Consider the following 26,878-nt stretch of genomic DNA (forward strand, 5'->3'; position numbering starts at 1 on the left):
ATCATTACCTTATTTTACTTACGGGTATCAATTAAAAAAGTTAAGACACTATGAATTACAGTGGAATTTTCAGGAAAATATCCTTACTACTCTTAGTAGTTACTCCTGTTTTGTTTTTGGATAGCTGTAGCTCTGGTACTAGCAAAACAGCTAGTAGCAAAGGTAGAAGTAGCAAACGAGGAGAACAGGTTGCTAAAGGCAAGAATAGCAAACGAAGCAGAAGTAGCAAAAAAGAAGATATCAAGATGGTCAATGGGGAAATTGCAGCAACCAGTCGTAAAGGTTGGAAACAAACTACCCCACTAGGTATGGTCTTGATTCCTGCTGGCTCATACATGATGGGACAAGCAGATGAGGATATTGCTGCAACATCAGTAGGCTTCAACAAACGTGTAACAGTTGTTCAGTTTTATATGGACGATACTGAAATCACTAATAATGAATATCGCCAATTCACAGATGTGATGTTGACAGATTCAATTTCTGTTCTTGGCGAAGAAAAAGTACTTTCTGAATATTATCCTGATACTACAGTATGGAGTAAAGATTTTACTTATCACAATGGTGACCCAATGACTGAATATTATTTCTCAAGCCCAGCTTTTGATATGTATCCAGTAGTTGGTGTTAGCTGGGTTGCAGCTAGATATTTCTGCGACTGGAGAACAAAAGCTTATAATGACTATAGAACATCTGAAGGGATGTACATTTCTCCAAGATTCCGTTTACCTTCTGAAGCAGAATGGGAATGGGCTGCTCGTGGAGGAAAAGCTTCTGCTAAATATCCTTGGGGTAACCCTTATGTTGCTAACGTAAAAGGTTGTTTATTAGCAAACTTCAAACCTCACAGAGGTAATTATGATGCTGACGGTTATGCCTACACAGCGCCTGCAAACCAATTCAATGCAAACGATTATGGTTTATATAACATGGCTGGAAACGTAGCTGAGTGGTGCTTAGATGCTTATGCTGATAATGCTGTAGCAATTACTTGGGACTTAAACACAATGAATGACGATAAAGACGAACCACGTAAAGTAATTCGTGGAGGTTCATGGAAAGACGTTGCTTATTATCTTGAAACGGGTACTCGTTCTTACGAGTATGAAACCAAGAAACGTTCTTATATCGGCTTCCGTTGTGCGATGAATCATTTAGGGCGTTCATCAGGTAAAGAATTCAGGTAAAAGAAAAAACGATTTTGAATCGTAAGCGAGGGAATCCAGTCGTAAATACGACAACGTTCTCTCGCTTCGTTTTAATAATCCATCCAAACATCAAAATCATTCTCATTAATCGTTACACTCAAAATCATTACAAAAACAAATGGAAAGAATTATTAACGTTATCGCCAGTTTTGGTGCTGCAGTAGTTATCGTTGGTGCTTTATTTAAAATCTTACATTGGAATTATGCCAATGAAATGCTAATGGTAGGAATGTTTACTGAAGCATTTATATTTATATTATTCGGAGTTTTATATCTTTCTGTAAGACCTGAAAAAAGTTACGATTGGGAAAAAGTATATCCTGAATTAGCAAGTGATTTCCAAGGAGAATTACCTAAAAGAAGCGTTACAGCATCAAACGCTGGAGTTGGTTTAACTGCTAAAATGGACGAGATGTTAGCTAATGCTAAAATTACTCCTGATGTTTTTGAAAACTTAGGTAAAGGCATGAAGTCTTTAACTGAAACTGTTTCTAAAATTGGAACAATTACTGAAGCGACTGTTGCAACAAACGACTATGCTAAAAATGTAAAAATTGCAGCAGGAACAATGACAGAAATGAATAAGGCTTACGGGGTAACGATGACTGCTATGGGAGAAATGGCAAACGCTTCTCAAGATGCTAAAGAATATCGTCTTCAATTCCAAAAAGTAACTCAAAACATGGGTGCTTTGAATGCTGTTTATGAATTAGAATTACAAGACACCAACAAACACTTGAAAGCAATGAATGCCTTCTATGGTAATTTAACTGTAGCAATGGAAAACATGGCTGACGCAAGTAAAGATACTCAGCAGTTTAAGCAAGAATTAGCAAAATTGACTACTAACCTATCTTCATTAAACACTGTTTATGGAAGTATGTTATCAGCCATGAAAGGAAACTAATTTAAGAGACATATCGGTTATGATTAGTTCAAAATTAATTATAACAAGCATATTGAAAAAAACTTAAACAAAAATCCTATAAGTAGATAAGAAAATGGCTGGAATGAAAGAAACGCCCCGTCAGAAGATGATTGGGATGATGTATTTAGTGCTAACAGCTCTACTTGCTTTACAAGTAAGCGATGCACTTTTACAAAAATTTGTACTATTAAATAATAGCTTAGAAGTTGCAAACAGCTCGGCTGTTCAAAAAAATAATCAAACTGTTGAAGGAATTAAGGCAAAAGTAAACGATTCGCCTAATCCTGCTCAATATGCAGATATCATCAAACAAGCTCAAGAAGTACGTAAACTTTCGGATGTGATGGTTGGTGAGTTAGATGATTTAAAAAATACGATTATTGAGAAAAGTGGCGGTATTGATCCTGAAACAGGTACTTATGTCGGTATGAAAGAAACCGAAAAAGTATATGAAGTAATGATTGGTGGTAAAAAAGACGGCTTGGCTTATGGCTTAAAAACAAAGCTTGATAATTTTGTTACTAAAATTGCAAGTTATGGTGATAAAAACACCAAATTTGAACCGCTCGCTCTCTCTGGAAAAGAAGACCCAGCAGTAGCCAAAGATGCCAATAATAAAAATAAAGACTTTGCTGAATTGAATTTTGCTGAAACACCAGTACCTGCTGCTTTAGCAACTTTAAGTCAAAAACAATCTGAAATTCGTCGTTACGAAAGTACAGTTTTAGGGCAATTGGCCGAAAAAGTAGGGATTAAAGACGTTAAGTTTGACAAAATCTTAGCAATGGTTTCTGCAAAATCTAATACAGTAGTTGCTGGGATGGATTACGAAGCAGAAATGTTTATTGCAGCTTATTCAAGTGGAATTACGCCAAGAATGAGTTTCAATGGAGCTGGAGTACCGGTTAGAGATGGTAAAGGTCAAATTAAGTTTAAAGCTCAAGGTGGTCAATACGATAGCCGTGGACTTTCAAAGAAAACTTATTCAGCAAGTATTTCATTTAATGGACCAAATGGAGCTGAGACAAGAACAATTAATGGTGAATATTTCGTATTAAAACCAACTTATAATATTGAAGCTGGAAGTTTACCTCCATTGTATTTAGGTTGTGCCAATAAATTAAGTATTGTTAGTCCAGGATTAGGTGCTTTATGGCAACCAAGTTTCAGTGCAAATGGAGCAGAAGTCATTGCAGCAGGTGGCGGAAAAGTTACAGTTGTACCAAATGCTGCTTCAGTTGAATTGAATATCAATAATGGTGGTATTTTATTAGGAACAGAGAAGTTCAGAGTAAGAAGAGTTCCAAAACCAGAAGTGAAAGTATATGGTGGTGGTGGTGAACTGGATGAAAAACGTGGTGCAAGTGCAAGTGGTTTAAGAAGTATTGATGTTAGGGCAATCGCCGATGAATCATTCAAAGCAACGAATCCAGAAGATGCTCAATACCGAGTTTCAGAAGTTTACATAGCATTAGCAAGAGGCTCAAAGAAAGTTGCAGACCTTACATTACAAGGTGGTGGAAATATTAGTACTTTAGCACAGAGTGCCCAAGCTGGAGACCGTTATTATATAGAAATAAAAGCTGTTCAACGAAAAAACTTTAAGGGTACAATAGAAACCATTCCCTTCAATATAATAAAGAATATTCCGTTAAACTAATATATTTTTGACAGTGTTGACTGTGTTCTAAATATATTAGCTATAAGTTTACAAGTATTTGATAATCAAGCTTAACGTAAAACTTATAATGATATTAACATTATGAAAAATTTAATTAAAATTACCGGAGCAATCGTTTTTAGTCTAGCTTCTTGTTCACTGGCAACAGCACAAGAAAAAGACAATAGAGGCAAAAATCCAGATTCAGTTCGTCCAATAGACGATTCTAATATCATGTGGAAAATGCGTTTATGGAGAAGAATGGATTTGAATGAAAAACAAAATCAGCCTTTTTTCTCTAAAGGAAACGAGATTACTAAATATTTAATGGAATGGGTTCAAAGTGGGGTTTTACAGCCTTACAGAAACGATTCTTTAAAGACTAAAATCTCTAAAGAAGAATTTTTAAAGAACCTTGTTATAGAAAACTCTATTGGCGACAATGCCCTTTCTGATGCTGAAAAAGCAGCAGGTTTTGGAGCAGAAGGTGCTGCAGCAGCTGGTACTGACGATGGTTGGGGTGATACTAAACCTGCTACAGGTAATGCGGCTCAAGCTTCTTCAACCGCTAAAAATACAAGTGGTACAGGAGATTTATACTTCGCAAAAGAACTTTCTATCATAGAAATCAGAGAAGATGCTATTTTTGATAAACAACGTTCTCGTTTGTATTATGATATTCAGTCTATTACAATCATTATACCTGCCAACAAAACAGCTGCAGGTTTTGATAAGACTGTTGCTTCATTCAAGTATAAAGATTTAGACAAGTTATTCAGAAGTAACCCAAATTGTATCTGGTATAATTCTCAGAACGAAGCACAACATAAAAATATGGCAGATGCTTTCGATTTAAGATTATTCCATGCCAGACTTACAAAGAAAGGGAATCCAGAAGATAAAAGTTTAGATGAATTCTATGGTGGTGAAAAACAAGGTTTGATTCAATCTCAACAATTAGAGTATAAATTGATGGAAATGGAGCATAATCTTTGGGAATATTAATCCAAAATTGAATTCATAAAAAAAGCGAGTGGAAATTTCCACTCGCTTTTTTTATGAATTCAATCAGACTAGATAAATTGATTGATGATATTTTCAAACAATTCTTGTTTACCGCTAGTCGCTTTAGGTTCTCCTACTTCAAAAGCATAATTTCTTAAATCTTCTAAAGATAATTTGCCAGCTTCGTATTCAGCACCTTTTCCACTATCAAAAGAAGCATAACGATCTTTACGCAATTTCTTATAAGATGATTTTTCTAAAATATTATCTGCAATTACTAATGCACGTGCAAAAGCATCCATACCACCGATATGAGCTAAGAAAATATCTTCTAAATCAGTTGAATTTCTGCGTGTCTTAGCATCAAAATTGATCCCTCCTTGGGTAATACCACCTGCTTCTAAAATAATTAACATAGACTCAGCTAATTCATTCAAATTCGTAGGAAATTGGTCTGTATCCCATCCGTTTTGATAATCTCCACGGTTGGCATCCATACTTCCTAGCATATTGTTATCCACAGCAACTTGTAATTCATGCTGGAAAGTATGCCCAGCCAGAGTAGCGTGGTTTACTTCTAAATTCAACATAAAGTCATTTTCTAAACCATATTCTTTCAAGAAGCCGATTACAGTAGCTGAGTCAAAATCATATTGGTGTTTCGTTGGTTCACATGGTTTTGGTTCGATAAAGAATTTACCTGTGAAACCATTTTTACGAGCATAGTCACGAGACATTGTAAGAAATTTACCAAGATGTGCTAACTCACGCTTCATATCAGTATTCAATAAAGTCATGTAACCTTCACGACCTCCCCAGAACACGTAATTTTCTCCGCCTAAAGCAATTGTTGCATCAATAGCATTTTTCACTTGAGTACCAGCATGAGCTAATACAGAGAAATCAGGGTTTGTTGAAGCCCCATTCATATAACGTGGATTAGAGAATACATTGGCAGTACCCCATAATAATTTCACGCCACTTGCAGCTTGTTTTTGTTTTGCATAATCAACAATAGCCTGCATATTACTTTCATATTCTGACAAAGAGCTTCCTTCATCAACTAAATCAATATCATGAAAACAATAGTATGGTGCTCCAATTTTAGTAATGAATTCAAAAGCAGCATCCATTTTATCTTTCGCTCTTCCTACAATTTCATTTTTTGCATCCCAAGGAAATACTTTTGTACCTGGACCAAATGGGTCAGCGCCAGTTCCACAGAAAGTATGCCAATAAGCAATTGCAAAACGCATTTGCTCTTTCATTGTTTTTCCTGCAATAATACGATTTTCATCATACCATTTGAATGCTAAAGGATTATCAGATTCTTTTCCTTCAAACTGTATTTTACCAATTCCTGCAAAATACTCTTTGTCGCCTAATGTGATGTTTGCCATTGTCTTTGTTATTGATTGTTTAATTTGTTTAGTCAGTAAATTATGTGTTCTATACTGTTCTATAAATTTAATGCAAAAATACTATTACATCTATGAAACACAAAAAATGTTTGCTTTAATTTGAAATTATTTTTGTTAACGACAATACATTTTCTTAAATCTTGTTAAAAATGGTAATAATTGGAATTTAAACATCTTTCAATTGATTGTAATTAGAATAGTCTAATTTAAATTTCAAACAACTTACAATCAACAAAGTACAATTATACAATTAAATAGTTATATTAAACCAATTTAAAAGGCATGTTTATGAAAAATCGTCATCGTATTAAAACAGATAAAGTATTGAAAAATATATACTTTAGTACTTACCCTAATAAGTAAGCTAATCTGTAATATGATATAGTTTTTCGTAACTTTGTATTAATATTAAATTTTAACCTTCTAATATTCCATAATGATCTCTCGTCTTGTAATTATACCGACATACAACGAAATTGAAAATATTGAAGCCATTGTCCGTAAAGTAATGAGTTTAGAACCAAGTTTCGATTTACTAATCGTTGATGATGGTTCGCCTGACGGCACAGCAATTAAAGTAAAAGAATTACAAGAAGAGTTTGGGCTAAGTAGATTGCATTTACAAGAAAGAAAAGGGAAACTCGGTTTGGGTACAGCTTATATTCATGGATTCAAATATGCTCTTGCCAATAATTATGAGTATATTTTTGAAATGGATGCCGATTTTTCGCATAATCCAGAAGATCTCATTAAACTTTATGACGCTTGTGCAAATGGAAGTTTTGATATGGCGATAGGCTCTAGATATGTAAGTGGTGTAAACGTGGTAAACTGGCCAATGGGAAGAGTTTTAATGTCGTACTTTGCTGGATATTATGTTCGCTTTATCACAGGGATGTCTATTATGGACGTTACAGCTGGGTTTAAATGCTATCATTCAAAAGTACTTAAAACCATCAATTTAGATACCATTAAATTTGTAGGCTATGCTTTTCAAGTAGAAATGAAGTTTACTGCTTGGAAATATGGGTTTAAAATTGCTGAAATACCTATCATTTTTACCGATAGAACAAAAGGCGTTTCAAAAATGTCTGCTAATATTTTTAAGGAAGCTATTCTAGGAGTAATTGAAATGAAAATTAATAGTTTTTTCAAAAAATATCATCGCAAAGAAATTAACTGAAAATGATATAAGTAATGGAATATAATCATATCAAAGCAATACATATCATTTTTGTAACTAGTTGGTTTGCGGGGCTTTTCTATTTACCTCGATTATTTGTATATCATACTGAAGCCAACGAAAAACCAGAAATTGAAAGGCAAATTCTACAAAATGAGTACAAGCGGATGCAAAAAGTACTTTTTAATGCCATCATGGTGCCAGCAATGTGGCTAACAATTATTTCTGGTACAACAATGATTTACTGGTTATGGTGGGATAGTTTTGCATCTCAAGCTTGGTTACATTTAAAGTTAAGTTTTGTAATAGGTTTAGTTTTTTATCATTTCTATTGTCGAAAAATAATTTTAGAATTACGAAATGATAAATATAGATTTACAGGTTTTCAATTAAGGTTATTTAATGAAATTGCTACCATCTTTTTATTCGCTATTGTATTTTTAGTCGTTTTAAAGAATACCGTTGATTGGATTTGGGGGATTTTAGGGTTAATTCTATTCGCTATTATTATTATGTCTGCTGTTAGAATCGTTAAGTCAATCAGAGAAAAAAAGAAATAAAGCATATTAAAAAAATAAGCGGATGGCAAATTGCCATCCGCTTATTTTTTAATAATATTCCTATTATAGATTAATATCCAGGATTTTGTTTTAAAATATCTTTTCCTTGAATATCAATTTGTGTTTGTGGGATTGGCATATATTCGCTCTTTCCTGTAGTAAATTTAGCACCACCAAACATTGTACTTAATACTTTAGCTTCGTTAGCTAAATAAGCATTTAAAGTACTTTCAGCGATACCCCAACGTACTAAGTCAAAGAAACGGTGACCTTCACCAGATAACTCTAATTTACGTTCAAAACGAACAGCTGTACGAGCAGCATTTTTATCAGTCCAAGGAGTATCATAAGTTCCGATTACATATTTTGCAGCTGGTGCACCATTTTTTGTAACCCATGAAGCTTTATTAGCAGCTCTTGTACGAATCATATTTACATACTCTTGCGCTTTTGCTAAAGAACCAACTTCAACTTCAGCTTCAGCAGCCATCAATAAAATATCTGCATAACGAAGAATTGTATAGTTCATTACAGAATAACCTCTTGTCCAACCACTACCATCAGTTAATGTATTTTCTTGAGACTTGTAATAAACATATTTTTTAGTTGAGTATGGACCAGAGTAAGGTTGAGAACGAATCCAATCTTTACCTGGGTGCTCTTTCCAATCCAAATAAGGAATACCACGACGACCAACAGAGTGATCTAAACGAGGGTCAAGGTTTCCAGCATCTGGAGTAAATGCGTCTTTAGATTCAACACCATAATCATTTTTAACGGCATTAGCTGCGCTATTATATGAATTATCTAATAATGGTAAACCATTTGCATCTGTACGGAACGAGTTCACTAAATCAAAACTTGGGGCAAAGAAACCACAACAGTTACCAGGACCATCAGCACCAGTATTATATGGATAGTTCAAAACATCATAAGAGTTTGAGTTTGAAACATCACCAGTATTCATTGAAGTTTGTGTTGCAAAAATTGATTCTTCATGATTATCGTTAGCAGCATTATAAATTTGTGCATAATTCGATACCAAACCATATTTTTTGCCATTTGTAGTTTTACCATTAGCAATGATTAAATCAAACAAAGCTTTAGCTTCTGCATACTTCTTTTCAAACATATAAGCTTTAGCTAAATAAGAAGCTGCTGCCCATTTATTTGCTCTACCTGCAGCACCTTGTGTTTCAGGCAAGTTATCATAAGCAAATTTGAAATCAGCTTCAATTTTGCTCCATAAATCTGCAGTGTTAGTCACTTTTTCAATACCTGTTCCATAATCAACTGTTTCGTCAATAAAAGGAGCATTGTTGAATATCTTTTTCAATTCGAAATAGAAGTGACCTCTGATAAATCTTGCTTCACCGATGATTCTTTTCTTATCAGCATCAGTTAAAGCTGTTGAACCAGTAGCTAATCTAATTGTAGCATTTGCTCTACTAATACCTTCGTATTTAGCATTCCAAGTACCATTAAATTCTCCGTTAGTAGGGTCAGCCTCATAACGTTGAATTGGGTTAATGGCAGAAAAGTCACCAGGGTCAGTTCCTTTATTGGCATCACCTCCTAAAATACTTCCAAATACCCAGTTATTTGGTCCAGCTAATTGCGTAAATCCTTTACCCAACATCATCGAGTAAGCACCAAGTAAAGTTCCCTCTACACCTGCTGCACTTGATAATTGGGCTACTCCTAGAGAACCTGTTGGAGCAACTTCCAAAAAGCTATCTTTACAGGAGAATGTAATTGAAGCCACAGCAAACGTGGCAATCAAAGAATTCTTAAAATTGATAGTTGTTTTCATTTATTATATTTTTTTATAATTTTCTACTTGTTATTTCAAAAGAATTAACCTGAAAAAATTAATATAATGCTTTTATTATTAATTAATCATTTGCTGTAAATCAGCTATGATTTTTTAAAAAGTTAAGTTTAAACCTAAGTTGAAACCTCTTGATACTGGATAGTTACCAACATCAATACCGAAGTTAGTATCAACAGCACCACCAACACCTGGATCAAGACCTGAATAAGAAGTAATTGTGAAAATATTTGTCACAGAACCACTTACTCTTGCTTTGCTAAGACCTAATTTAGAAATTAAAGCCTTTGGAAGCGTGTAGCCTACTGAGATGTTTGTCATTCTTAAATAAGAACCATCTTCAACATACCATGAGTTTTCTGCACCGTTTGTACTGATGTTTGAAGCACTTTCCCAAATAGGAGCTTTTGCATTATCACCTAAAGCTGGAGTCCATGATTCTTTAGCAATAGCACCTTTTCCTGAACCTTGGAATGAACCATAGAATGCAGTGTACCATTTAGACATATTGAAGATTTTGTTACCCAATGATGTATATAAATACGTTGAGAAATCCCATTGCTTATATTTTACATCTAAAGTAATACCACCTGTATAAACTGGAACTGGATTACCTAAGAATGTTCTATCATCTGGAGTAATTTTTCCATCACCATTCACATCAACATATTTGAAACGACCAACTCCAGCACCTGTTTGAGTAGAATTTTTAGCTTCTTCAGCAGTTGCAAAGTAACCTGCTACTTTATATCCAAAGAAAGAAGAAATTGGTTGATCTACAGCATTTCTGATTGGGTTGATACCACGATAAGCAGCGCCACTAAAGAATTTAATTGATTCAGTTAATGAAGTAATTTTGTTACTTAAGAATGAACTGTTCCAAGTAATATCATACTTAACATCTTGTGAGAATTTACCATGATTGATTAACTGAATATCAAGACCTTGGTTTCTCATACTAGCAATGTTCACAGAAGGAGCAGATGCTAATACACCAACAACTCCAGGAATAGGTACTTGATATAATAAATCTTTAGTATCTTTTCTCCAGAAATCAATTACTGCTTCTAACTTACCATTCAAGAATGTTGCATCAATACCAATGTTAGTGGTTGTACTTGTTTCCCATTTAGCATTGTTATTACCAATACGAGTTCTGTAGTATCCTTCATCAGCACCGTTGTTAGTACCTGAAATTGGATAATATGAATTACCTTTACTTGAACCAAACAATGAGTATTGGTTACTTGGATCTACTGGGTTAGAGTTACCCATTTGTCCCCAACCTCCACGGATTTTTAAATCTGTAATGAATGGAATTTCTTTCATGAAATCTTCACTACTCATACGCCAAGCAGCAGAGAACGCAGGGAATACACCATAACGGTTGTTTGCACCAAATCTTGAAGAACCATCACGACGAACTACAGCAGATAAATAATATTTATCTTGTAAGCTATAATCTACTTTAGAGAATAATGAATAGAAGTTAATACCGCTGAATAAACCAGAGTTTACTTGTGGGTTTTGAACTTTACTCAAGTTTACGTAGTCTAAATCTGTTGAGAATGGGTTGATACCTGAACCTGAAATTTGTCTTCCTTTACCAGTGTTCAAAGCTTCAATACCAGCTAAAGCACTAATTGAATGACTACCAAATTTCGCCTTATAAGCAGCAGTGTTTGTAAATACCCACGAGAAGTTAAATCCAGAACCTTCGCTGAAGCTGTTGTTACCTTCTGGCTCAGAGTCTCCAAGGTATTTATAACCATAATCTTTGAAATAATAGCTATTAAACTGACCACCAATGCTTGAACGTAATGTCAAGTTTGCAATAGGATCTACTTCAATGTAAACGTTACCAAAGCCATTAGCATTAAAATTATTATCGTTGGTATTGTTATTCTTTAATTGTCTAACTGGGTTTCTTGGGTTGTTAAAACCACCAGCTTTAGTACTTGCAAAATTTCCTAATTCATCATAAACTGGGATGATACTTGGCATACGATAAGCAGCTAAGATTGGAGATTCATCTTGAGCAATACCCAAACCATTTGTAGCACCAGATTGCCCTAATACTGAACGATAAGTAAATTGTAAGTTTTCACCAATTCTTACTCTTTTACCTAAATCAAATTCTGAGTTAGCTCTGAAACTATATCTTTTGAAACCGTTAGTAATCAAAATACCATCTTGTTGTTGAGCAGAAAGACCGAAGTAATAACGACCATTTTCTGTTCCACCACTGAAACCAAGGCTATGTCTCATCAAAGGAGCAGATCTAGTAATTTCTTTATACCAGTTTGTTCCAGCCATGTTTGGTTTAATCAAGAACACGCCATAAGGATCTGCTTGAGCTGCAGCTTTAACAGCAGCTAAATCTACAGTACCATAAACACCACTCTGACCATTTGCATATAAATAGTTAGGAATTGTAGCCGTTTCACCATTACCATATTGTGGGTGTTTCAAACCATTAGCCCATTCAGTTGGGTTAGCTGTACGAGACAAACCATTGGCAATGTTAGTGTTGATTTGTGCAATTTTAGTCCAATCAGCTTCTTCTTGAGGAGTCAAGTTTTTAGGAGCACCAGCAGCGTTAGGGTCAGTTACACCATAAACACCGTCATAAGTAACTTCCATTTTTCTAGCTTTCTTAGTACCTCTTTTAGTTACGTAAACGATTACACCGTTTGCAGCACGAGCACCATAGATAGAAGCAGCAGCAGCATCTTTCAATACTGTAGTTGATTCAATATCATTTGGAGAAAGGAAATCTGTAGATTGTACAGGAACTCCATCAACTACATAAAGAGGATCGTTAGAACCCGCAGGTCCGATTGAACCAAATCCACGAACACGAATAATTGAACTTGTTCCTGGCTGTCCGTTTGTAATTAAAGTAACACCTGATACACGTCCTTGTAATTGTTGTTCAACGTTACCAGAAGGAACTACTTGTAAATCTTTTGCTTTAACAGTAGCAACAGCAGCAGTTGATTCTTTTTTGTTTGAACTTGAATAACCTGTAACAATTACTTCATCAAGTGCTGAAACATCTTCTGCTAACTTAACATCTACATTACTTTGCGACCCAACTTTAACTTCAGTGCTTTTATAACCAATCGCTGAAATTAATAATACATCCTTACCTGATTTGAGATTAATTGCAAAACCACCGTTTGCGTCTGTTGATACACCTGTTTGTGTGCCTTTTAGAAGAACCGAGACTCCAGGAATTCCCTGACCATCCATGCCAGTAACTTTCCCTGTTACTCGTCTGTCTTGTGCCATTGTTAAGAACGTACTTAATAAAAATACGCACGACAAAAGCATACCCCTCCATGTAGAGTAAAATTTTGTGTTCATAATAAAATTGGGTTTTTGATTGAAAAAATTAGATTTTTGGTTGAAAATCCTTGTAAATATATGTTTAATTTAATTTCATAACAAACTGATTATTTATATTCTAATAATTTATTTCATTTTTGTCTGAAGGCGGTTTTTTATTAATGTATCATTTTGATAATGTTTATTGTATCATTTTGATACTTTTTAGAATTTTTAAAATATCAACCAATATTATTTTAACATTTTATAAGCACTTGACTATCAGTGATTTATTTTCATTTATGTCGTTTTAGTATTATTGTATTTTTTGGCAAAATAATATAAATATACTCAAATAAGCTTTATTAAGGCATTTTCAAAACAATAGAAAATAACTATTCATACGAGTAAAAAATAAAAAAAATCTATTTAAAGAATACAACACCAACAAAGCCGTACAATATTTATTCTTAAATTTTTTTGTAATTTTCTAAGTATAAATTTCCAGAATGATGGTCATTTTATTTAGTAAATTTGTATTCTAAATAAAACAATATGACTGAGTTTGATTACAAAAGTGCTTTAGCTAAAGTACCCGAGCTTCCGGGTGTATATCGTTATTTTGATGATGAAGGGACAGTAATTTATGTAGGTAAAGCAAAAAATTTAAAAAATAGAGTAAGTAGTTATTTTGCAAAATCCAACCAACACGATAGAAAAACAAAGCGTTTAGTTAGCCAGATTAGAAATCTAGAATTTACCATTGCTCATACAGAATTTGATGCTCTTCTATTAGAAAATACACTTATCAAGCAATTTCAGCCCAAATTCAACATTTTGTTGAGGGATGATAAAATGTATCCGTTCATCTGCATTACGAATGAGGCTTTTCCGAAAATTATAACCATTAGAAGGATTGACAAAAAATTAGGTACTTTTTTTGGCCCATTTGCTAATCAAAAAGCCATGCACGCTATTCTGGAAATGTTCAATCAGCTGTATAGCTTCAGAACTTGTAATTTGAATCTTAGTGAAAAAAACATTCAGGATAGAAAATTTAAGGTTTGTTTAGAATATCATATTGGCAATTGTAAAGGTCCTTGCGAAGGGCTTCAAACAGAAAATGATTATTTAAAAGAAATTGACCAAGCCAAAAATATCTTGAAAGGTAACATGAGTTTTCCGAAACAATACTTTGAAGAAAGAATGTTGGAAGCAGCCTCTAAACTTGCCTTTGAAGAAGCTCAGGAGTTTAAAGAAAAGTTGACTTACTTGGTCAATTTCCAGAGTAAATCGACGGTTGTGAATCCCAATATTAAAGATGTGGATGTGTTTTCAATCGTTTCTGACGAAAATGCTTTTTACTTCAATTTCATGAAAGTATTAAATGGTTTTATCACACAAACGCAATCCTTAGAAGTAAAAAAGAAGCTTGATGAAACTGACGAAGATGTTCTGACGATGATGGTTTGGGAAATGCGTGATAAGTATGAAAGCGAAGCCAAAGAAGTAATTACAAACATTCCACTATCGGTAGATTTAAAAGGTGTTGAAAATACCATTCCGCAAATTGGTGATAAGAAAAAACTGTTGGATATGTCTTTGAAGAATGTATTGTACTTCAAAAAGGAAAAAGCCGACCGACAAGCTTCTGAAGAAAGTGCTGGTGATGCCAAAATGAGAATTTTGTTAACGCTCAAAAATGATTTACAATTAAAAGCCATTCCACGTCATATCGAATGCTTCGATAACTCGAACATTCAAGGGACAAATCCTGTTTCAGCGATGGTCTGCTTTAAAAATGGATTACCTTCGAAAAAAGATTATCGTCATTTTACACCAAAAACAGTAGAGGGTCCAAACGATTTTGCAACCATGCACGAAGTAGTAACCAGAAGATACACAAGACTCATTGAAGAAGAAGCCGATTTACCAGATTTGATTATCATTGATGGTGGGAAAGGGCAATTAAGTGCTTCGGCAGATGCTTTGAAGAATTTAGGATTGTATGGGAAAATTCCAATTATTGGGATTGCTAAACGTTTGGAAGAAATCTATTTTCCGGAAGATAGCATTCCTTTATACATTGACAAAAAATCAGAATCTTTAAAACTGATTCAACGTCTCCGTGACGAAGCTCACAGATTCGGAATTACAAAACACCGAGACAAACGTTCTAAAAACTTTATTATTAGTCAATTAGAAAGTATTGATGGCATTGGGAAACATACTGCAGAAAAACTCTTGAAGCATTTTGGTACGGTAAGTAACATTTATAAAGCTACTCCAGCAGAGTTAGAAAGTCTGTTAGGAAAGGCTAAAGCGATAAAGTTAAGAGAACAATTGAATGTAATTAATGACCAATAAATTACAATTGTAGCATAATTTAAGTCTTGAATTATGCTACAAAGAACCACGCACAATAAGTGAACTTGTACTAGCAATTTTTCCTTTCTGACGATTGTGCACCATTCTTCCAACCATTTTTCCCATCTGAACAAAGTCATTTGAAATTGTCGTGATACCGTCTTCTGCTAAAATTTCTTTAATCGGAGTATCATCATAAGAAAGTAATCCAATGTCTTCGCCTAATTTTAATTGCTTTTTATGGGTAAAATTTACAAATCTCACTAAGTCATTTTCCAAGAAAAGAATGTAAGCATGTCCTTTTTGTAAATTTTCTACATCAAGGTTATCAACGATTTCTCCTTTTACCTGATATTCTTCACAAAATTTATTGAAGCCAATTAAAATGCCTTTGGGAGTATATTGAAATTGATTTTTACTGAGGAATAAAGTAAGGCTTTCATATTTTCTTAACATCGGTAATGCTTCGGTCAGCCCTTGATAAAAGTTTTGTTCAAAATCTTGGTACAAAACGGCATACTCTTCATCCAGTTGTTCAACATCAATATCTAATATCAATAATTTATCTTTCGAGATTTGTTTAACAATATCAGAAACATCTTCATTAAAGTGAGGCATGATGATGTAGAAATTGTAATTACCAATGTTATTGACAATGACATTTTCAAAAACCTTTAAATCATGGTAATGAAAAAATAAATCAATAGAAACATTTTCGCCCAAAGCCTCTTTCATAGCATGAAAAAGCACTTCTTTATAGGCATTCATTGCATCAAAAAGCACAAAAACGTGCATGGATGCCTGAATGTTAGTTGAAGCGATATAATATCCTTTTCCATGTTGAGCCGCCACGATACCTCTTTCTCGAAGTTCTTCATAAGCCCGAATTACAGTCATCCTAGCAACACCCAAAGAAGCCGTAATTTCATTAATCGTAGGAAGCTGATCACCTCTTTTCAAAAGTCCCTGCTGGATTCTCTCAATGATTTCATCTACAATTTGTTGATATTTCGGTTTCTGAGCTTTAGGCTCAATTTGTAATTTATTTTTCATGGTTAGATTAAATCGCCAATTAGTTATGTTTCTTTTATTCAGCCCTCAATTCTTAAAATATTATTTCAAGAATCCTTCTTCTTCTTTGGGTTTAGCCGTTGGGACTTGTACTTGGGTTGAATCTACAGTATAAGTATTACAACCTAAATCAGCTCCATCTGGCTTTTTGAAAGGTTCTTTTTTGAAACCCGCAATTGCCAAAGTTTGGTCTGCATATACTTTATCCATAAAATTAGCATAAGCTGGCATTGCCATTTTCGCTCCTTGCCCTAATGCCAAACTTCTAAAGTGAATACTCCTATCATCGCCACCAACCCAAACACCAGCTACTAAATTTTGAGTAACACCCATAAACCAACCATCAGAATAATTTGAAGTAGTACCTGTTTTAGCACCAATATCATTTCCTTGAGCACAGTTGTAGCGATTTAAACCTTGTGCCGTTCCTCCTGATTCTTGTACAGCACCCTTTAACATATAAGTCATTTTATAAGCTAAATCTGCGCTAATTACTTGTTTGGTTGTGGTTTCAAAACGTCTTAATTCATTTCCATGTTTATCTTCAATTCTTAGAATCATTATTGGTTCAATTCTATAACCTTGATTCATGAAAGTACTGTAAGCCGCAACTTGTTCATAAACTGATACTTCACTAGCTCCTAAACACAAAGCAGGTACTTCCATTAAAGTACTTTGAATTCCTACTCTATTGGCAAATTCTGCTACTTTTTTAGGGCCTAGTAATTTCATTAATCCTGCAGAAACAGAGTTAATTGAAAGCCCCATCGCATGACGAAGCGACATGGAAGCATAAGAATAACTTCCTGTTGAGTTTTGTGGTGTCCATGTTCTATCTATACCATCTTCAGGTCCAAAAGTTACGGGTTCATCAACAACGCTTCCACATAAATTTACGACATCGTTTTCGAGTGCAGTAGCATAAACAAATGGTTTGAAAGTAGAGCCAGGCTGGCGCTTACTTTGTTTTACGTGATCAAATTTGAAGTATTTAAAATTGATTCCTCCTACCCAAGCTTTAATATGACCGTCGTTTGGATTCATCGCCATAAAACCACAATTCAAAATCCTTTTATAATAACTCATAGAATCAAGTGGCGACAATGTTGTATCTCTATCTCCCTGCCAAGAAAATACAGTCATTTTCACAGGTGTTTTTAATACTTTCCAAACGGCCTCTTCGTCGCCATCCAATTCTTCCATCAAGGCTTTATAACGCTGAGTACGCTTCATCGCATCTTTCAAAAACCCTTTGATTTCGTGCATTTTCTCATCTACCCACGGATTTCTCCCTTTCCAATGTGCATAAAACAATTTTTGTTGGTTTCGCATGTGGTCATCCAAAGACGATTGTGCATAAGCTTGAATTCTTGAATCAATGGTTGTGTAAATTTTCAAACCACTGGTGTATAAATTTAATTTATCTCCGTCATCTCTGGTTGAATTCAAATCGGCAATAATTTCTTGCAATTGTCTTTTTACTGCTTCACGCAAATAAGGTGCTTGACCTGTATTTTGATTTTCCACTTTGAACTTCAGTCCGAGTGATTCTTCTTGCAAAGCAAGCATTTCTTCTTCAGATAAATGTTCATACTTGTTCATCTGACTAAGTACTACATTTCTTCTAATCGTACATTTTTCTGGATGGCGACGTGGGTCGTACAGAGATGGATTTTGTAACATCCCAACCAAAGTAGCAGCTTCTTTTACGCTTACATTACCCACATTTTTACCAAAATAGGTTTTGCAGGCAACTCTGATTCCGTAAGCGTTATTCCCAAATTCTACTTCATTCAAGTACATCTTTAGAATTTCTTGTTTGGTATAACGACTTTCCAAACGTATCGCTAAAATCCATTCTTTTGTTTTAGCTATGACAGTTCTTACCAAAGGAATTTTAGCTAACAAACCTTTATAGCTTGGTCCATCTTCGGTTGGATCTAATCTACGAGTATCAAAAAGATTTTTGGCTAATTGTTGCGAGAGCGTACTTCCTCCACCAGCACGACCAAAATGAGAAATCACCCTGAAAGTACTTCTTAAATCAATCCCAGAATGCTGTGTAAAACGAGCATCTTCTGTTGAGACAAGTGCATTAATAATGTTGGGGGAAAGTTCTTCGTATTCTACAGGAGAACGGTTTTCACGGAAGTATTTTTCTAATTCTACGCCATCTTCCGAAATCAAAACAGAAGCAATTTGGCTTTTAGGGTTTTCCAGTTCCTGCAAACTTGGCATGCCACCAAAAAGCCACAAAAAATTATATTGAACGGCAATAATGTATAATATAAATGCAATAAAACCAATAATCGACAGTTTCCAAAGTCGAGAAATTACTTGTTTATATTTGCCAGCTTGAAGTTGAATCATGTGTAATTTTCAATAAGGATTATTAAGAGGACTGTTTAAAAGCAATTAATACTCAAATAAAAGCTCTTCAAAACAGCGAATGCTGTTGTTTCTGAATAAACTATCTTACAAATTTAAAAATTTAATATTGAATTCCCGCAAAGACCTATACTTTAGGCAATTTCGTTAGATTCTTGTTTCAGAGAACGTCAGCTATTTTCAAAAATTGTAATATCAGTAATATCCTTCAATCGTTTTCCTCAAGATACAAGATTTTAGCAGTTTTACACAAAATATTCAAAAGCATTTCTTGATGTTTTTCTACTTCAGCGTCAATTTTATAAACAAGCCCTGCATTCACACATGAAAAATCTGTAAATTGCATGATTATTTCAATATTCTAAAATATTCTAAATGAGTTTATTAGCAATTGGTTCGGTAGCTTTTGACGCCCTCGAAACACCCTACGGCAAAACAGACAAAATCATAGGTGGTGCAGGAACATACATTTCTTTGTCTGCTTCTTACTTTAAAATCCCCGTAAATCTTGTAGCCGTTGTCGGCGAAGATTTTCCACAAGAATACATTCAACTTCTTGAAAATAAAGGAATTAACACAAACGGTTTGCAAATTAAAAAAGGAGAAAAATCGTTCTTTTGGTCTGGTCGTTATCACAACAATATGAATTCTCGTGATACATTAGTGACTGAATTGAATGTTTTAGCCACTTTTGACCCTATCATTCCAAACGAATACCAAGACTGTGAATACTTAATGTTGGGAAATTTAACACCAGCAGTGCAAATTACAGTAATTGAACGTTTAGCGAAACGACCTAAATTAGTTGTAATGGACACCATGAACTTTTGGATGGACATTGCAATGGATGATTTGAAGAAAGTACTTACAATGGTTGATGTACTTTGTATCAATGATGAAGAAGCTCGCCAACTTTCTGGTGATTATTCTCTTAGAACTGCTGCCAAAACGATTATGGCAATGGGACCAAAAACCTTAATCATTAAAAAAGGGGAACACGGAGCTTTACTTTTCCAAGGAGATAAATTATTTTTCTGTCCAGCTTTAGTGCTTGAAGAAGTTTTTGACCCAACTGGAGCTGGCGATACTTTTGTTGGTGGTTTTATTGGTTATTTAGCTAAAACTGATGACATCAGCTTTGAAAATATGAAAAGAGCTATCGTTCATGGTTCGGCAATGGCTTCTTTCTGTGTAGAGAAATTTGGAACTGAGCGCATCGTTAATTTGAGCGATGAAGAACTTACTGCCCGAATCAATGAATTCAAAGAATTAGCAGGATTCGACATTTAATATTTTCGGATTACTAGATTCAGCGAGTCTAGTAATCCGATTTTTTCACATCCCACCTCCTGAAATAAAATTCTGTAAATGGCTAATGGTGGCTTTTTGGTCTTCAATAATATAACGAACTACATCGCCCATCGAAACAATTCCTACAACGTGCTTATCGGCAATAACGGGTAAATAACGAATATGTTTTGCCGACATAATTTCCATACATGTCTCAATAGAGTCTTCAAATTTCACAGATGGATATTCAGATTCCATGATTTCCGACACCAGAGTATCATTTGAATGCTTCCCTTTTACGATTACTTTTTGGGCGTAATCTCGCTCGGTTAGTATTCCTACAAAATCATCTTGGTTATACACGACAAGCGCTCCAATATTTTTCTGAGACATAATCTCAAGTGCTTCATAAACAGTTTTAGAAGCATCAATAACGGTAACAGTATTTCCTTTGTGATAAATAAGATTAGATACTCTTTTCATAGTGCGATTTTTATTTTGTTATAATGCTATAATTTAACAAAAAAATACAAAATAAAAAACCAAAAAATAAATTATTTTCCGCCTACAATGATTTCAACCAATGAATCTATCCCTAAATGTTGATTCGCTGCCTCTAAAACCATCTCAGCGTTTATTCCTTGAATATGCTGAATGTAACAATCATAAAAATCTAAAGGAAGTTCTTCTGATAAAATCACTTTATAGCGATCTAAAATATCGAAAGGAGTATTTAATGAGCCCGCAAAAGATCCAATCATATAATTCTTCACTACTCCTAATTCATCATCTTTGATTAATTCTCTTTGAAGAACATTAATTTCTTTATAAATCTCATCAATTGTTTGTTGAGTATTTTCTCTTTTAACATCAGTGCCAATCACAAAGTATCCAGCTTTTGAAAAGGGAGCAATATTAGAAGAAATACCATAAGTAAGCCCTTTCTCTTCACGAATATTACTCATCAACCTTGAGCCAAAATAACCACCCAATGTCTCATTTAAAACTAACATTTTGAAGTAATCTGGATGCTTGCGAGTCATCATTTGTTTCCCCATTCTAATCGACGATTGAATTGAATCTTCTTTTTCGATAAGTACAGATTTTTCAAGTATAACATACTCGCCTTTATTAAGCGAAATATCTTTCACAATCTGCTGAACATCATTTTTTCCAAAAAAATCGTCCAGCAGATTAACTTCACTTTCTGTAATTTTTCCAGAAAGAAAAATTCTAGGTTTCTTTCCTAACCAGAAATTTTGATAAAAATTTAGTAAAGTATTTCGGTTAATAGCTTGGATAGCTTCTTCATCTAAAGAATTTCCATAGGAATGGTTGTCGCCAAATACTTTTTTTCTAAACACTTTATTAGCGATGAAAGATGTTTTTCCTGCATTTACTTCAAGTGTTTGTAATTGTATTTTCTTGAATTTTTCTAATTCATCTTCTGGGAAAATGGCATTTTCTAATATGTCTTTTACCATAGGCAAAAGCGTTGGCAAATACTTTGTCAAACCGTAAACCGTAATATTAGCTCTGTCAAGTCCATGACCAAATTCAATAAATGCTCCATACTGGTCAAAAAAAGCACTTATCTGTGAAGAAGAATATCTCTTTGTTCCTTCTCCAAGCATTTTAGCTACAAATAGCGATACTCCATTTTGCTTTTCATACCAATTTCCTGCCTCAAAACTAATTTCTAGTTTAACAACTGACTGTTCACCAATACTGATATAATGAACAGGGATGCCATTTGATAGCATCGTACTCTCTATTTTAGGAATAGATACTTGTTGAATCGTCTGAAATGCCGGGCTTTTTACTCTGTCTAAAATCATTGCTTATAAATGCTATTTTCTTGCTGGATTTTGATGATGCCAGATATTATTATCTAAAAAAAATGACATCTCGTTGGAGATGCCATTTCACTATTGTAAAATATTTTTGAAACGCTACAGAAACTAGTTTGTAGTAGTTGTTGCTACTTTAGGAGCTGCATTAAAATTTGCGTGTAAGCTCAATCTAAGTGTTTGTGCTAAAGCGTTTCCACTTGAAACTGGAATTAAGTATGCAAAATCCAAACCGAATTTTTTCTCTAATTTCACTCCAAAACCTGCTGTAAAATACTTACGTCCACCTTTACTAGCATCTTCAAAGAAATAGCCACCTCTTAAAGCAAACAAATCATTGTATAAATATTCTGCTCCTAAAGAAAGATTGATTTCTTTTAATTCTTCGCTAAAGCCATCTGGAGCATCTCCAAATGAACCTAAAATTCCACCAATCGCTGTTGAAGGTTGTTCTAATTTACCATTCACTACTTTCGGAGTAGGTACCATTAATTTATTGATATCAGCCGTTAAAGTTAATTTATTGTGCTGATCAATTGTATTGATTGCAGCAAAACCTGCTTTCAAATTCGTTGGAATAAAGTTTGATTCGTTCAAACCATAAGAAACACGACCAGAAATGTTTTGAATCATTACACCCCAATTGTAGTTCCAAGGTTTATCTCTTTTTGAAGTATGGAATAAACCAATATCAGCACCAACTGTTGATTCAGTCTGAACCTGAACTGTACCTGCTGCTCCTGATGTAAGTGGCGATAATGCAGAATTAATATATTTTACATTTACTCCTAGTCCTAACTTCTCAGAAAGTTTACGAGAATAAGAAAGGGAAACTGAATATTCTTTAGAATTGAAATTTCCTAAAGATTGTCCAGCACTATTGGTAGCTTGAAATTCTCCTTGGTCAAAATAATGAACTGATAGGCCAATCGCTTGATTCGTTTGAATTTTTTTGTAGAAACTAGCGTTCAAAAGTCCCATATCATTCACTAACTGGCGTAACCACGGAGTATAAGATACTGAAACAGCCATATCTTTACCAGAAAAAGGAATTTTTCCTGGATTCCAGAAAATGCTGTTAGCATCGCCATCTCCAGGCGAAAGCGCTACACCTGCATCACCCATTGCAGCTGAACGAGCATCTGGAGTAATTATTAAAGATTGGATAACTGGTGATGGTGTACGAGTAGTTTGAGCAAAGACGTTCACAGCGGGCACTGTTAATCCAAACAACAGAGACACTCTTAGAGCGCTGGTAATTTTTTTAATCATTGTCTTTAAGGTTAAAGTTTCTTGGAACGAGGCATATCAAAAGTAGTCAATAAACCTTTTTTTACAAAATTTATCCAAATATTCTTTGCTGGAATTATTTAAGCAAAATAATCTTGCCACTTCCATTGGCTTGATAGCCAGTTGTTAGTGACTTTACAAAAATACGATAAAAGTAATTACCAGTTACATTTGAGACAGAATCTTCTACAATATTCCATGAAATTTTATTAAATGGTGAGCTTACTCGGTAAGCATTCTCGTCTATTTGTTTTATTAAATGCCCAAAAGTATCAAAAATTTCGACAATTATATTCAAATCATCTCCTTCTTGGTTATGCTCAAAACTGAAAGTAGCTTTTTCTTTTGCTGGATTCGGAAAACTAAATACATTTTTTAAGCGATTTTGGCTTTCTGAATTGACACTGAATCGTAACGAAGCTTCGTTTGAATTATTATTTGTATCCCAAACTTTTAATTTTAATTGATGTTCGCCAGCCGTCAAACCCTTGATTTGATATTTTACTTGCCCACTTTTGTAATCATCTTTTGTTGCGATAAAATACTGATTTACAGCAATATTCAAAGTGTCATCAATCGTTAAAAGCAACTCATGCCCTAAACCTTCACTGGCAATATTAATACCGCTCTCATCTGAAATATTGGCAATAAAAATAGGATTATCATTCGTAGCCCCTCCATCCACAAAGGTATTATCATTGAGGAAGAGATTTAATTGAGGCGGAACATTATCAAGTACTAGGCTATTATCAGCACCACCAATCAAAGGGCTCAAAGCACCTAGTGCATCTGTTAAACCATCGTTCGTTTGCGCATAAATGTAAATTTTACCTTCTCCCAATTGATAATTAATATCTTTAGGAATCATAAAAGTGCTAGTAAAGCTTCCATTCAAAACACTGACTTCTCCTTTAAATAAAATATTTGTAAAATCTTGATAATTGAACTTCGCTCCTTTATTTCCTTTGGTTAAAATACTCTTTTCTTTATCATAAACGGTAATAATTGCCTTTCCTGTAAAGTTATTTATTTTTGTTTCACTCGCCAATTGTCTAATTTCTCCTTCAATGGTTACTTTACTTTGTGCCTTTATGGTATCAGCTTTTGCAGTTTCTTTTCCATTTACTTTCAATACCACAGCTTCATATTGTGGGTAAGCCAGTTTCATGGATGGGTCGCCAAGTAAAGAGAAATTTCTATTCAATATGCCTTGAAAACTATTGTTTTTCGTATAAATCATAACATCTCCCAAACGTGGCATTTCACCATTTTTAGCAGTAAAGACAGATTCATAAAAGGCTTGATTAATAAAAAAATTGGTGTTTTGATAAACGGGTCTTGTCGTCGTTAATAATGCGATGGCTCCACCATTTGGATTAAGAATTGATAACTCCGCCCCTGAAATTTGATTAGGGTCATCAAAGCGACCAAACTGACAAGTAGCAGTTAGCATCAAAGGCATATTATTAAAATTTGTCCACGATTCTACATCTTTCAATGTCAAAATTTGTTCGTCTGTCAGCCCTCCTTCTGCACCATGTCCATTATAGTTGATAATTAATGAACCTTGTTGGAAAGCTTGATTAAGCGCAGTATTAGCTGCTGGCGACCTTTGTCCTTCTGGTAAAGAAACAAGCGGGTAAGCATCTAAATAAATTTTATTGGTTTGATATGCTGGATAAAAAGAATTGACCATTGATGCAAATGCTTCAGCATCTTGTTGGTGAATATTTCCATCGCCATCATCAGCAACAAAAGCTACTTTGTTTCGCCATTGCCCAATTGTATTTTTATTCGTTCCATAATTGATTAGCTTGTCAACAATTTGCTTGGCTTCTTCTACATTTTTCACGGGCAATCTCCCAATTCCGATTTCAAGACTATGATTTCCAGCTTGATTTTCAATCCATTCGCCTTCATTATCTTCTAAAAAACCAAAATAATCATCGGAAGAATAGCTAAAAATAGGATGCAAAGATTCTCTGCTTTCATAAGTTGGAATCAAAATAGCTCTGGTTTCATCATTAATGACATTCAGCCTTTTTTTATAATCATACGAAGCATCACCAAAAAGTAATAAGTACTTTATTTTACTAGGATTTCTTTGATAGAGATTTCTCATAAAATCTCTGATGGCAGAAATATCTTGTTTCCCTGAAGCATATTCATTATAAATTTCTTCTGGTGAAACCACCAATACTGATAATTTATCATGCTGACGTCTAAAATCCGCAAGTCTTTCTACTTGATTTGTTAAAAGTTTAGACGCAACAATTACCAAATCAGGTACTTCAACATTATGTAAATTTTGATTATTAATCTTTTGAGAAGAAACTGGATTCAGGAATTCTGTTGTATTAAAAATAATATATTCTTTAACAATCTGACTACTTGCTCCAAAATTAAGCGTTTGGCTTTGTTGTAAAAAAGCCTGACTAAATGGTTGTAAAGGATTGGTAATATCCCAAATTTTAAAATTGATAAATGGTTTTTCTATCACATAATTTACAGAAGGATAATTTGAACTTTCTAAAGACCGAAAAATAGTTTGTTGGTTATATAATTTTAAAGTTCGTTGAGATTGTAATCCTAAAAAATTCAAATATCCACTTCCAAAAGTAAGCGTCTTTTTATCGTAAGTTAGTCCGATTTTTAAGTCATTGACATTCGTAAAGTTACTCCCATTTATGATGAAACTTTTACTAGCAATTGCCCCTTTATAATCATATCGGTCTGAACCAATGGCTGAAATTGCCAATCTTCCGAGGTTTTGTTCATTTGCTCTTAATACAAAATCTGTTTGTCCGTAAGCAACAGCAACCGCAGAACAAGTAATATTTACAGAAGAATTAGCCGTAATTCCAGGAAGATTAAAAGTAAATATTTGTTCATTGGTTCCTGAAAATTCTTCCCCAAACCATTCTCTTCCAGAACCTGCAAAAGGTGCTTGCGCTAATATATTTTTCTGGTCTATTTCATGAAAAACGTAATCGTCGAATGTGTAAATATTTTTGGTGGCTTCAATAGAAGGCTGTTCTTTTATTCGTAAACCCTTGGTTTCAGAGACTCTCAGAAAATAAAAAGTAGTATCAGAATAAATATTGAATTGATGCTTGTAGGAATTGGTAGAGGAATTATAAATTGTTTTATGCGGACTTTGTCCATAAAAAAGAATATAATCTTGGGCATCAAATTTCCCATCTGCTTCTCCTTCGATATAAATACTATTTTCTGTTAAATCAACAGGACGATTTTCAGCATTACTTTGGGGTAGCATTCCACCTCCATTTCCAAAAAGTTGAAGATTCTGAGGATTAATTGTTGCTAAATCAAAGCCATTTTTTTGTAGAAATGTAGCGTCTAGTCGATAAACACCATTACTGTTGACTCCAATTTTTAGCCAATTTCCTTTAGCCAATACAGCATTGTTCTGTGCGTAGCTGTTGAAAGAAATAATAAAAAGTAGAAGATTATATAGAAATGATTTTTTCAAAAT

18 protein-coding genes are annotated in these 26,878 nt (G+C 34.1%); 8 read left to right on the forward strand and 10 right to left on the reverse strand.

Annotated features, from left to right (window positions below):
• The first annotated feature begins 50 nt into the window (after positions 1-50).
• The 4 genes from porK (at position 51) to porN (ending at position 4,801) form a co-directional block, all read left to right on the forward strand.
• Positions 51-1,187, forward strand: coding sequence for a T9SS ring complex lipoprotein PorK/GldK (porK, locus tag ABID42_RS05800; RefSeq protein ID WP_367282836.1), 1,137 nt, complete (start codon positions 51-53; stop codon positions 1,185-1,187).
• A gap of 139 nt (positions 1,188-1,326) precedes the next feature.
• Positions 1,327-2,115 (forward strand): type IX secretion system motor protein PorL/GldL, encoded by a 789-nt coding sequence (gene porL, locus ABID42_RS05805; protein WP_367282837.1) that lies wholly within the window; start codon positions 1,327-1,329, stop codon positions 2,113-2,115.
• A gap of 103 nt (positions 2,116-2,218) precedes the next feature.
• Positions 2,219-3,796, forward strand: coding sequence for a type IX secretion system motor protein PorM/GldM (gene porM / locus ABID42_RS05810; RefSeq protein WP_367282838.1), 1,578 nt, complete (start codon positions 2,219-2,221; stop codon positions 3,794-3,796).
• Between the two features lie 102 nt (positions 3,797-3,898).
• A complete protein-coding gene (gene porN / locus ABID42_RS05815; protein ID WP_367282839.1) occupies positions 3,899-4,801 on the forward strand; it encodes a type IX secretion system ring subunit PorN/GldN in 903 nt (300 codons plus the stop codon).
• Positions 4,802-4,869: 68 nt separating this feature from the next.
• On the opposite strand, the gene xylA is transcribed toward porN, so the two are convergent.
• The gene (xylA, locus tag ABID42_RS05820) at positions 4,870-6,201 is read right to left on the reverse strand and encodes a xylose isomerase (protein WP_367282840.1); all 1,332 of its coding nucleotides are present in this window, start codon (positions 6,199-6,201) and stop codon (positions 4,870-4,872) included.
• Between the two features lie 457 nt (positions 6,202-6,658).
• Here xylA and ABID42_RS05825 point away from each other — a divergent pair, with 457 nt between their 5' ends.
• Positions 6,659-7,405: a polyprenol monophosphomannose synthase gene (locus ABID42_RS05825; RefSeq protein WP_367282841.1), complete on the forward strand. Its 747-nt coding sequence runs from the start codon at positions 6,659-6,661 to the stop codon at positions 7,403-7,405.
• Between the two features lie 14 nt (positions 7,406-7,419).
• Entirely contained in the window at positions 7,420-7,965 is a 546-nt protein-coding gene (locus tag ABID42_RS05830) for a CopD family protein (RefSeq protein WP_367282842.1), read from the forward strand.
• Between the two features lie 70 nt (positions 7,966-8,035).
• On the opposite strand, the gene ABID42_RS05835 is transcribed toward ABID42_RS05830, so the two are convergent.
• Both ABID42_RS05835 and ABID42_RS05840 read right to left on the reverse strand, forming a co-directional pair.
• The gene (locus ABID42_RS05835; RefSeq protein WP_323258625.1) at positions 8,036-9,778 is read right to left on the reverse strand and encodes a RagB/SusD family nutrient uptake outer membrane protein; all 1,743 of its coding nucleotides are present in this window, start codon (positions 9,776-9,778) and stop codon (positions 8,036-8,038) included.
• Between the two features lie 114 nt (positions 9,779-9,892).
• Positions 9,893-13,090 (reverse strand): SusC/RagA family TonB-linked outer membrane protein, encoded by a 3,198-nt coding sequence (locus tag ABID42_RS05840; RefSeq protein WP_323258626.1) that lies wholly within the window; start codon positions 13,088-13,090, stop codon positions 9,893-9,895.
• Positions 13,091-13,681: 591 nt separating this feature from the next.
• Between ABID42_RS05840 and uvrC the strand changes: the two genes are divergently transcribed.
• Positions 13,682-15,493, forward strand: a complete 1,812-nt coding sequence (uvrC, locus tag ABID42_RS05845; protein WP_367282843.1) for an excinuclease ABC subunit UvrC — start codon at positions 13,682-13,684, stop codon at positions 15,491-15,493.
• 36 nt (positions 15,494-15,529) lie between these two features.
• Here uvrC and ABID42_RS05850 read toward each other — a convergent pair whose 3' ends face one another.
• From ABID42_RS05850 to ABID42_RS05860, 3 genes are all read right to left on the reverse strand, one after another.
• Entirely contained in the window at positions 15,530-16,546 is a 1,017-nt protein-coding gene (locus tag ABID42_RS05850; RefSeq protein ID WP_367282844.1) for a GntR family transcriptional regulator, read from the reverse strand.
• A 60-nt stretch (positions 16,547-16,606) separates the two neighbouring features.
• Positions 16,607-18,934, reverse strand: coding sequence for a penicillin-binding protein 1A (locus ABID42_RS05855; RefSeq protein WP_367282845.1), 2,328 nt, complete (start codon positions 18,932-18,934; stop codon positions 16,607-16,609).
• A 226-nt stretch (positions 18,935-19,160) separates the two neighbouring features.
• Positions 19,161-19,298 (reverse strand): hypothetical protein, encoded by a 138-nt coding sequence (locus ABID42_RS05860; RefSeq protein ID WP_323258630.1) that lies wholly within the window; start codon positions 19,296-19,298, stop codon positions 19,161-19,163.
• A gap of 29 nt (positions 19,299-19,327) precedes the next feature.
• Here ABID42_RS05860 and ABID42_RS05865 point away from each other — a divergent pair, with 29 nt between their 5' ends.
• Positions 19,328-20,242 (forward strand): PfkB family carbohydrate kinase, encoded by a 915-nt coding sequence (locus tag ABID42_RS05865; RefSeq protein ID WP_367282846.1) that lies wholly within the window; start codon positions 19,328-19,330, stop codon positions 20,240-20,242.
• A gap of 45 nt (positions 20,243-20,287) precedes the next feature.
• Here the strand turns inward: ABID42_RS05865 and ABID42_RS05870 are convergent, their stop codons facing one another.
• The 4 genes from ABID42_RS05870 to porU all read right to left on the reverse strand — a co-directional run bounded on the left by ABID42_RS05870 (position 20,288) and on the right by porU (position 26,875).
• The gene (locus ABID42_RS05870; protein ID WP_184137209.1) at positions 20,288-20,725 is read right to left on the reverse strand and encodes a CBS domain-containing protein; all 438 of its coding nucleotides are present in this window, start codon (positions 20,723-20,725) and stop codon (positions 20,288-20,290) included.
• A 71-nt stretch (positions 20,726-20,796) separates the two neighbouring features.
• On the reverse strand, positions 20,797-22,080 hold the full coding sequence (locus tag ABID42_RS05875; RefSeq protein WP_367282847.1) for a M16 family metallopeptidase: 1,284 nt from the start codon (positions 22,078-22,080) through the stop codon (positions 20,797-20,799).
• Between the two features lie 123 nt (positions 22,081-22,203).
• Positions 22,204-23,364 (reverse strand): type IX secretion system outer membrane channel protein PorV, encoded by a 1,161-nt coding sequence (porV, locus tag ABID42_RS05880; protein ID WP_367282848.1) that lies wholly within the window; start codon positions 23,362-23,364, stop codon positions 22,204-22,206.
• Between the two features lie 94 nt (positions 23,365-23,458).
• A complete protein-coding gene (gene porU / locus ABID42_RS05885; protein WP_367282849.1) occupies positions 23,459-26,875 on the reverse strand; it encodes a type IX secretion system sortase PorU in 3,417 nt (1,138 codons plus the stop codon).
• Positions 26,876-26,878 lie beyond the last annotated feature (3 nt).

The organism is Arcicella rosea (genome assembly GCF_040543805.1).
In the GTDB taxonomy this organism is placed as follows: Bacteria; Bacteroidota; Bacteroidia; order Cytophagales; family Spirosomataceae; genus Arcicella; species Arcicella rosea.

Bases quoted from the DNA above. Each gene is read 5' to 3' on its own strand.
- porV (WP_367282848.1), bottom strand. From the start codon at position 23,364: ATGATTAAAAAAATTACCAGCGCTCTAAGAGTGTCTCTGTTGTTTGGA.
- ABID42_RS05860 (WP_323258630.1), bottom strand. From the start codon at position 19,298: ATGCAATTTACAGATTTTTCATGTGTGAATGCAGGGCTTGTTTATAAA.
- porN (WP_367282839.1), top strand. From the start codon at position 3,899: ATGAAAAATTTAATTAAAATTACCGGAGCAATCGTTTTTAGTCTAGCT.
- ABID42_RS05825 (WP_367282841.1), top strand. From the start codon at position 6,659: ATGATCTCTCGTCTTGTAATTATACCGACATACAACGAAATTGAAAAT.
- ABID42_RS05835 (WP_323258625.1), bottom strand. From the start codon at position 9,778: ATGAAAACAACTATCAATTTTAAGAATTCTTTGATTGCCACGTTTGCT.
- ABID42_RS05865 (WP_367282846.1), top strand. From the start codon at position 19,328: ATGAGTTTATTAGCAATTGGTTCGGTAGCTTTTGACGCCCTCGAAACA.
- xylA (WP_367282840.1), bottom strand. From the start codon at position 6,201: ATGGCAAACATCACATTAGGCGACAAAGAGTATTTTGCAGGAATTGGT.
- ABID42_RS05850 (WP_367282844.1), bottom strand. From the start codon at position 16,546: ATGAAAAATAAATTACAAATTGAGCCTAAAGCTCAGAAACCGAAATAT.
- ABID42_RS05855 (WP_367282845.1), bottom strand. From the start codon at position 18,934: ATGATTCAACTTCAAGCTGGCAAATATAAACAAGTAATTTCTCGACTT.
- ABID42_RS05875 (WP_367282847.1), bottom strand. From the start codon at position 22,080: ATGATTTTAGACAGAGTAAAAAGCCCGGCATTTCAGACGATTCAACAA.
- ABID42_RS05830 (WP_367282842.1), top strand. From the start codon at position 7,420: ATGGAATATAATCATATCAAAGCAATACATATCATTTTTGTAACTAGT.
- uvrC (WP_367282843.1), top strand. From the start codon at position 13,682: ATGACTGAGTTTGATTACAAAAGTGCTTTAGCTAAAGTACCCGAGCTT.
- ABID42_RS05870 (WP_184137209.1), bottom strand. From the start codon at position 20,725: ATGAAAAGAGTATCTAATCTTATTTATCACAAAGGAAATACTGTTACC.
- porK (WP_367282836.1), top strand. From the start codon at position 51: ATGAATTACAGTGGAATTTTCAGGAAAATATCCTTACTACTCTTAGTA.
- porL (WP_367282837.1), top strand. From the start codon at position 1,327: ATGGAAAGAATTATTAACGTTATCGCCAGTTTTGGTGCTGCAGTAGTT.
- porM (WP_367282838.1), top strand. From the start codon at position 2,219: ATGAAAGAAACGCCCCGTCAGAAGATGATTGGGATGATGTATTTAGTG.
- ABID42_RS05840 (WP_323258626.1), bottom strand. From the start codon at position 13,090: ATGGCACAAGACAGACGAGTAACAGGGAAAGTTACTGGCATGGATGGT.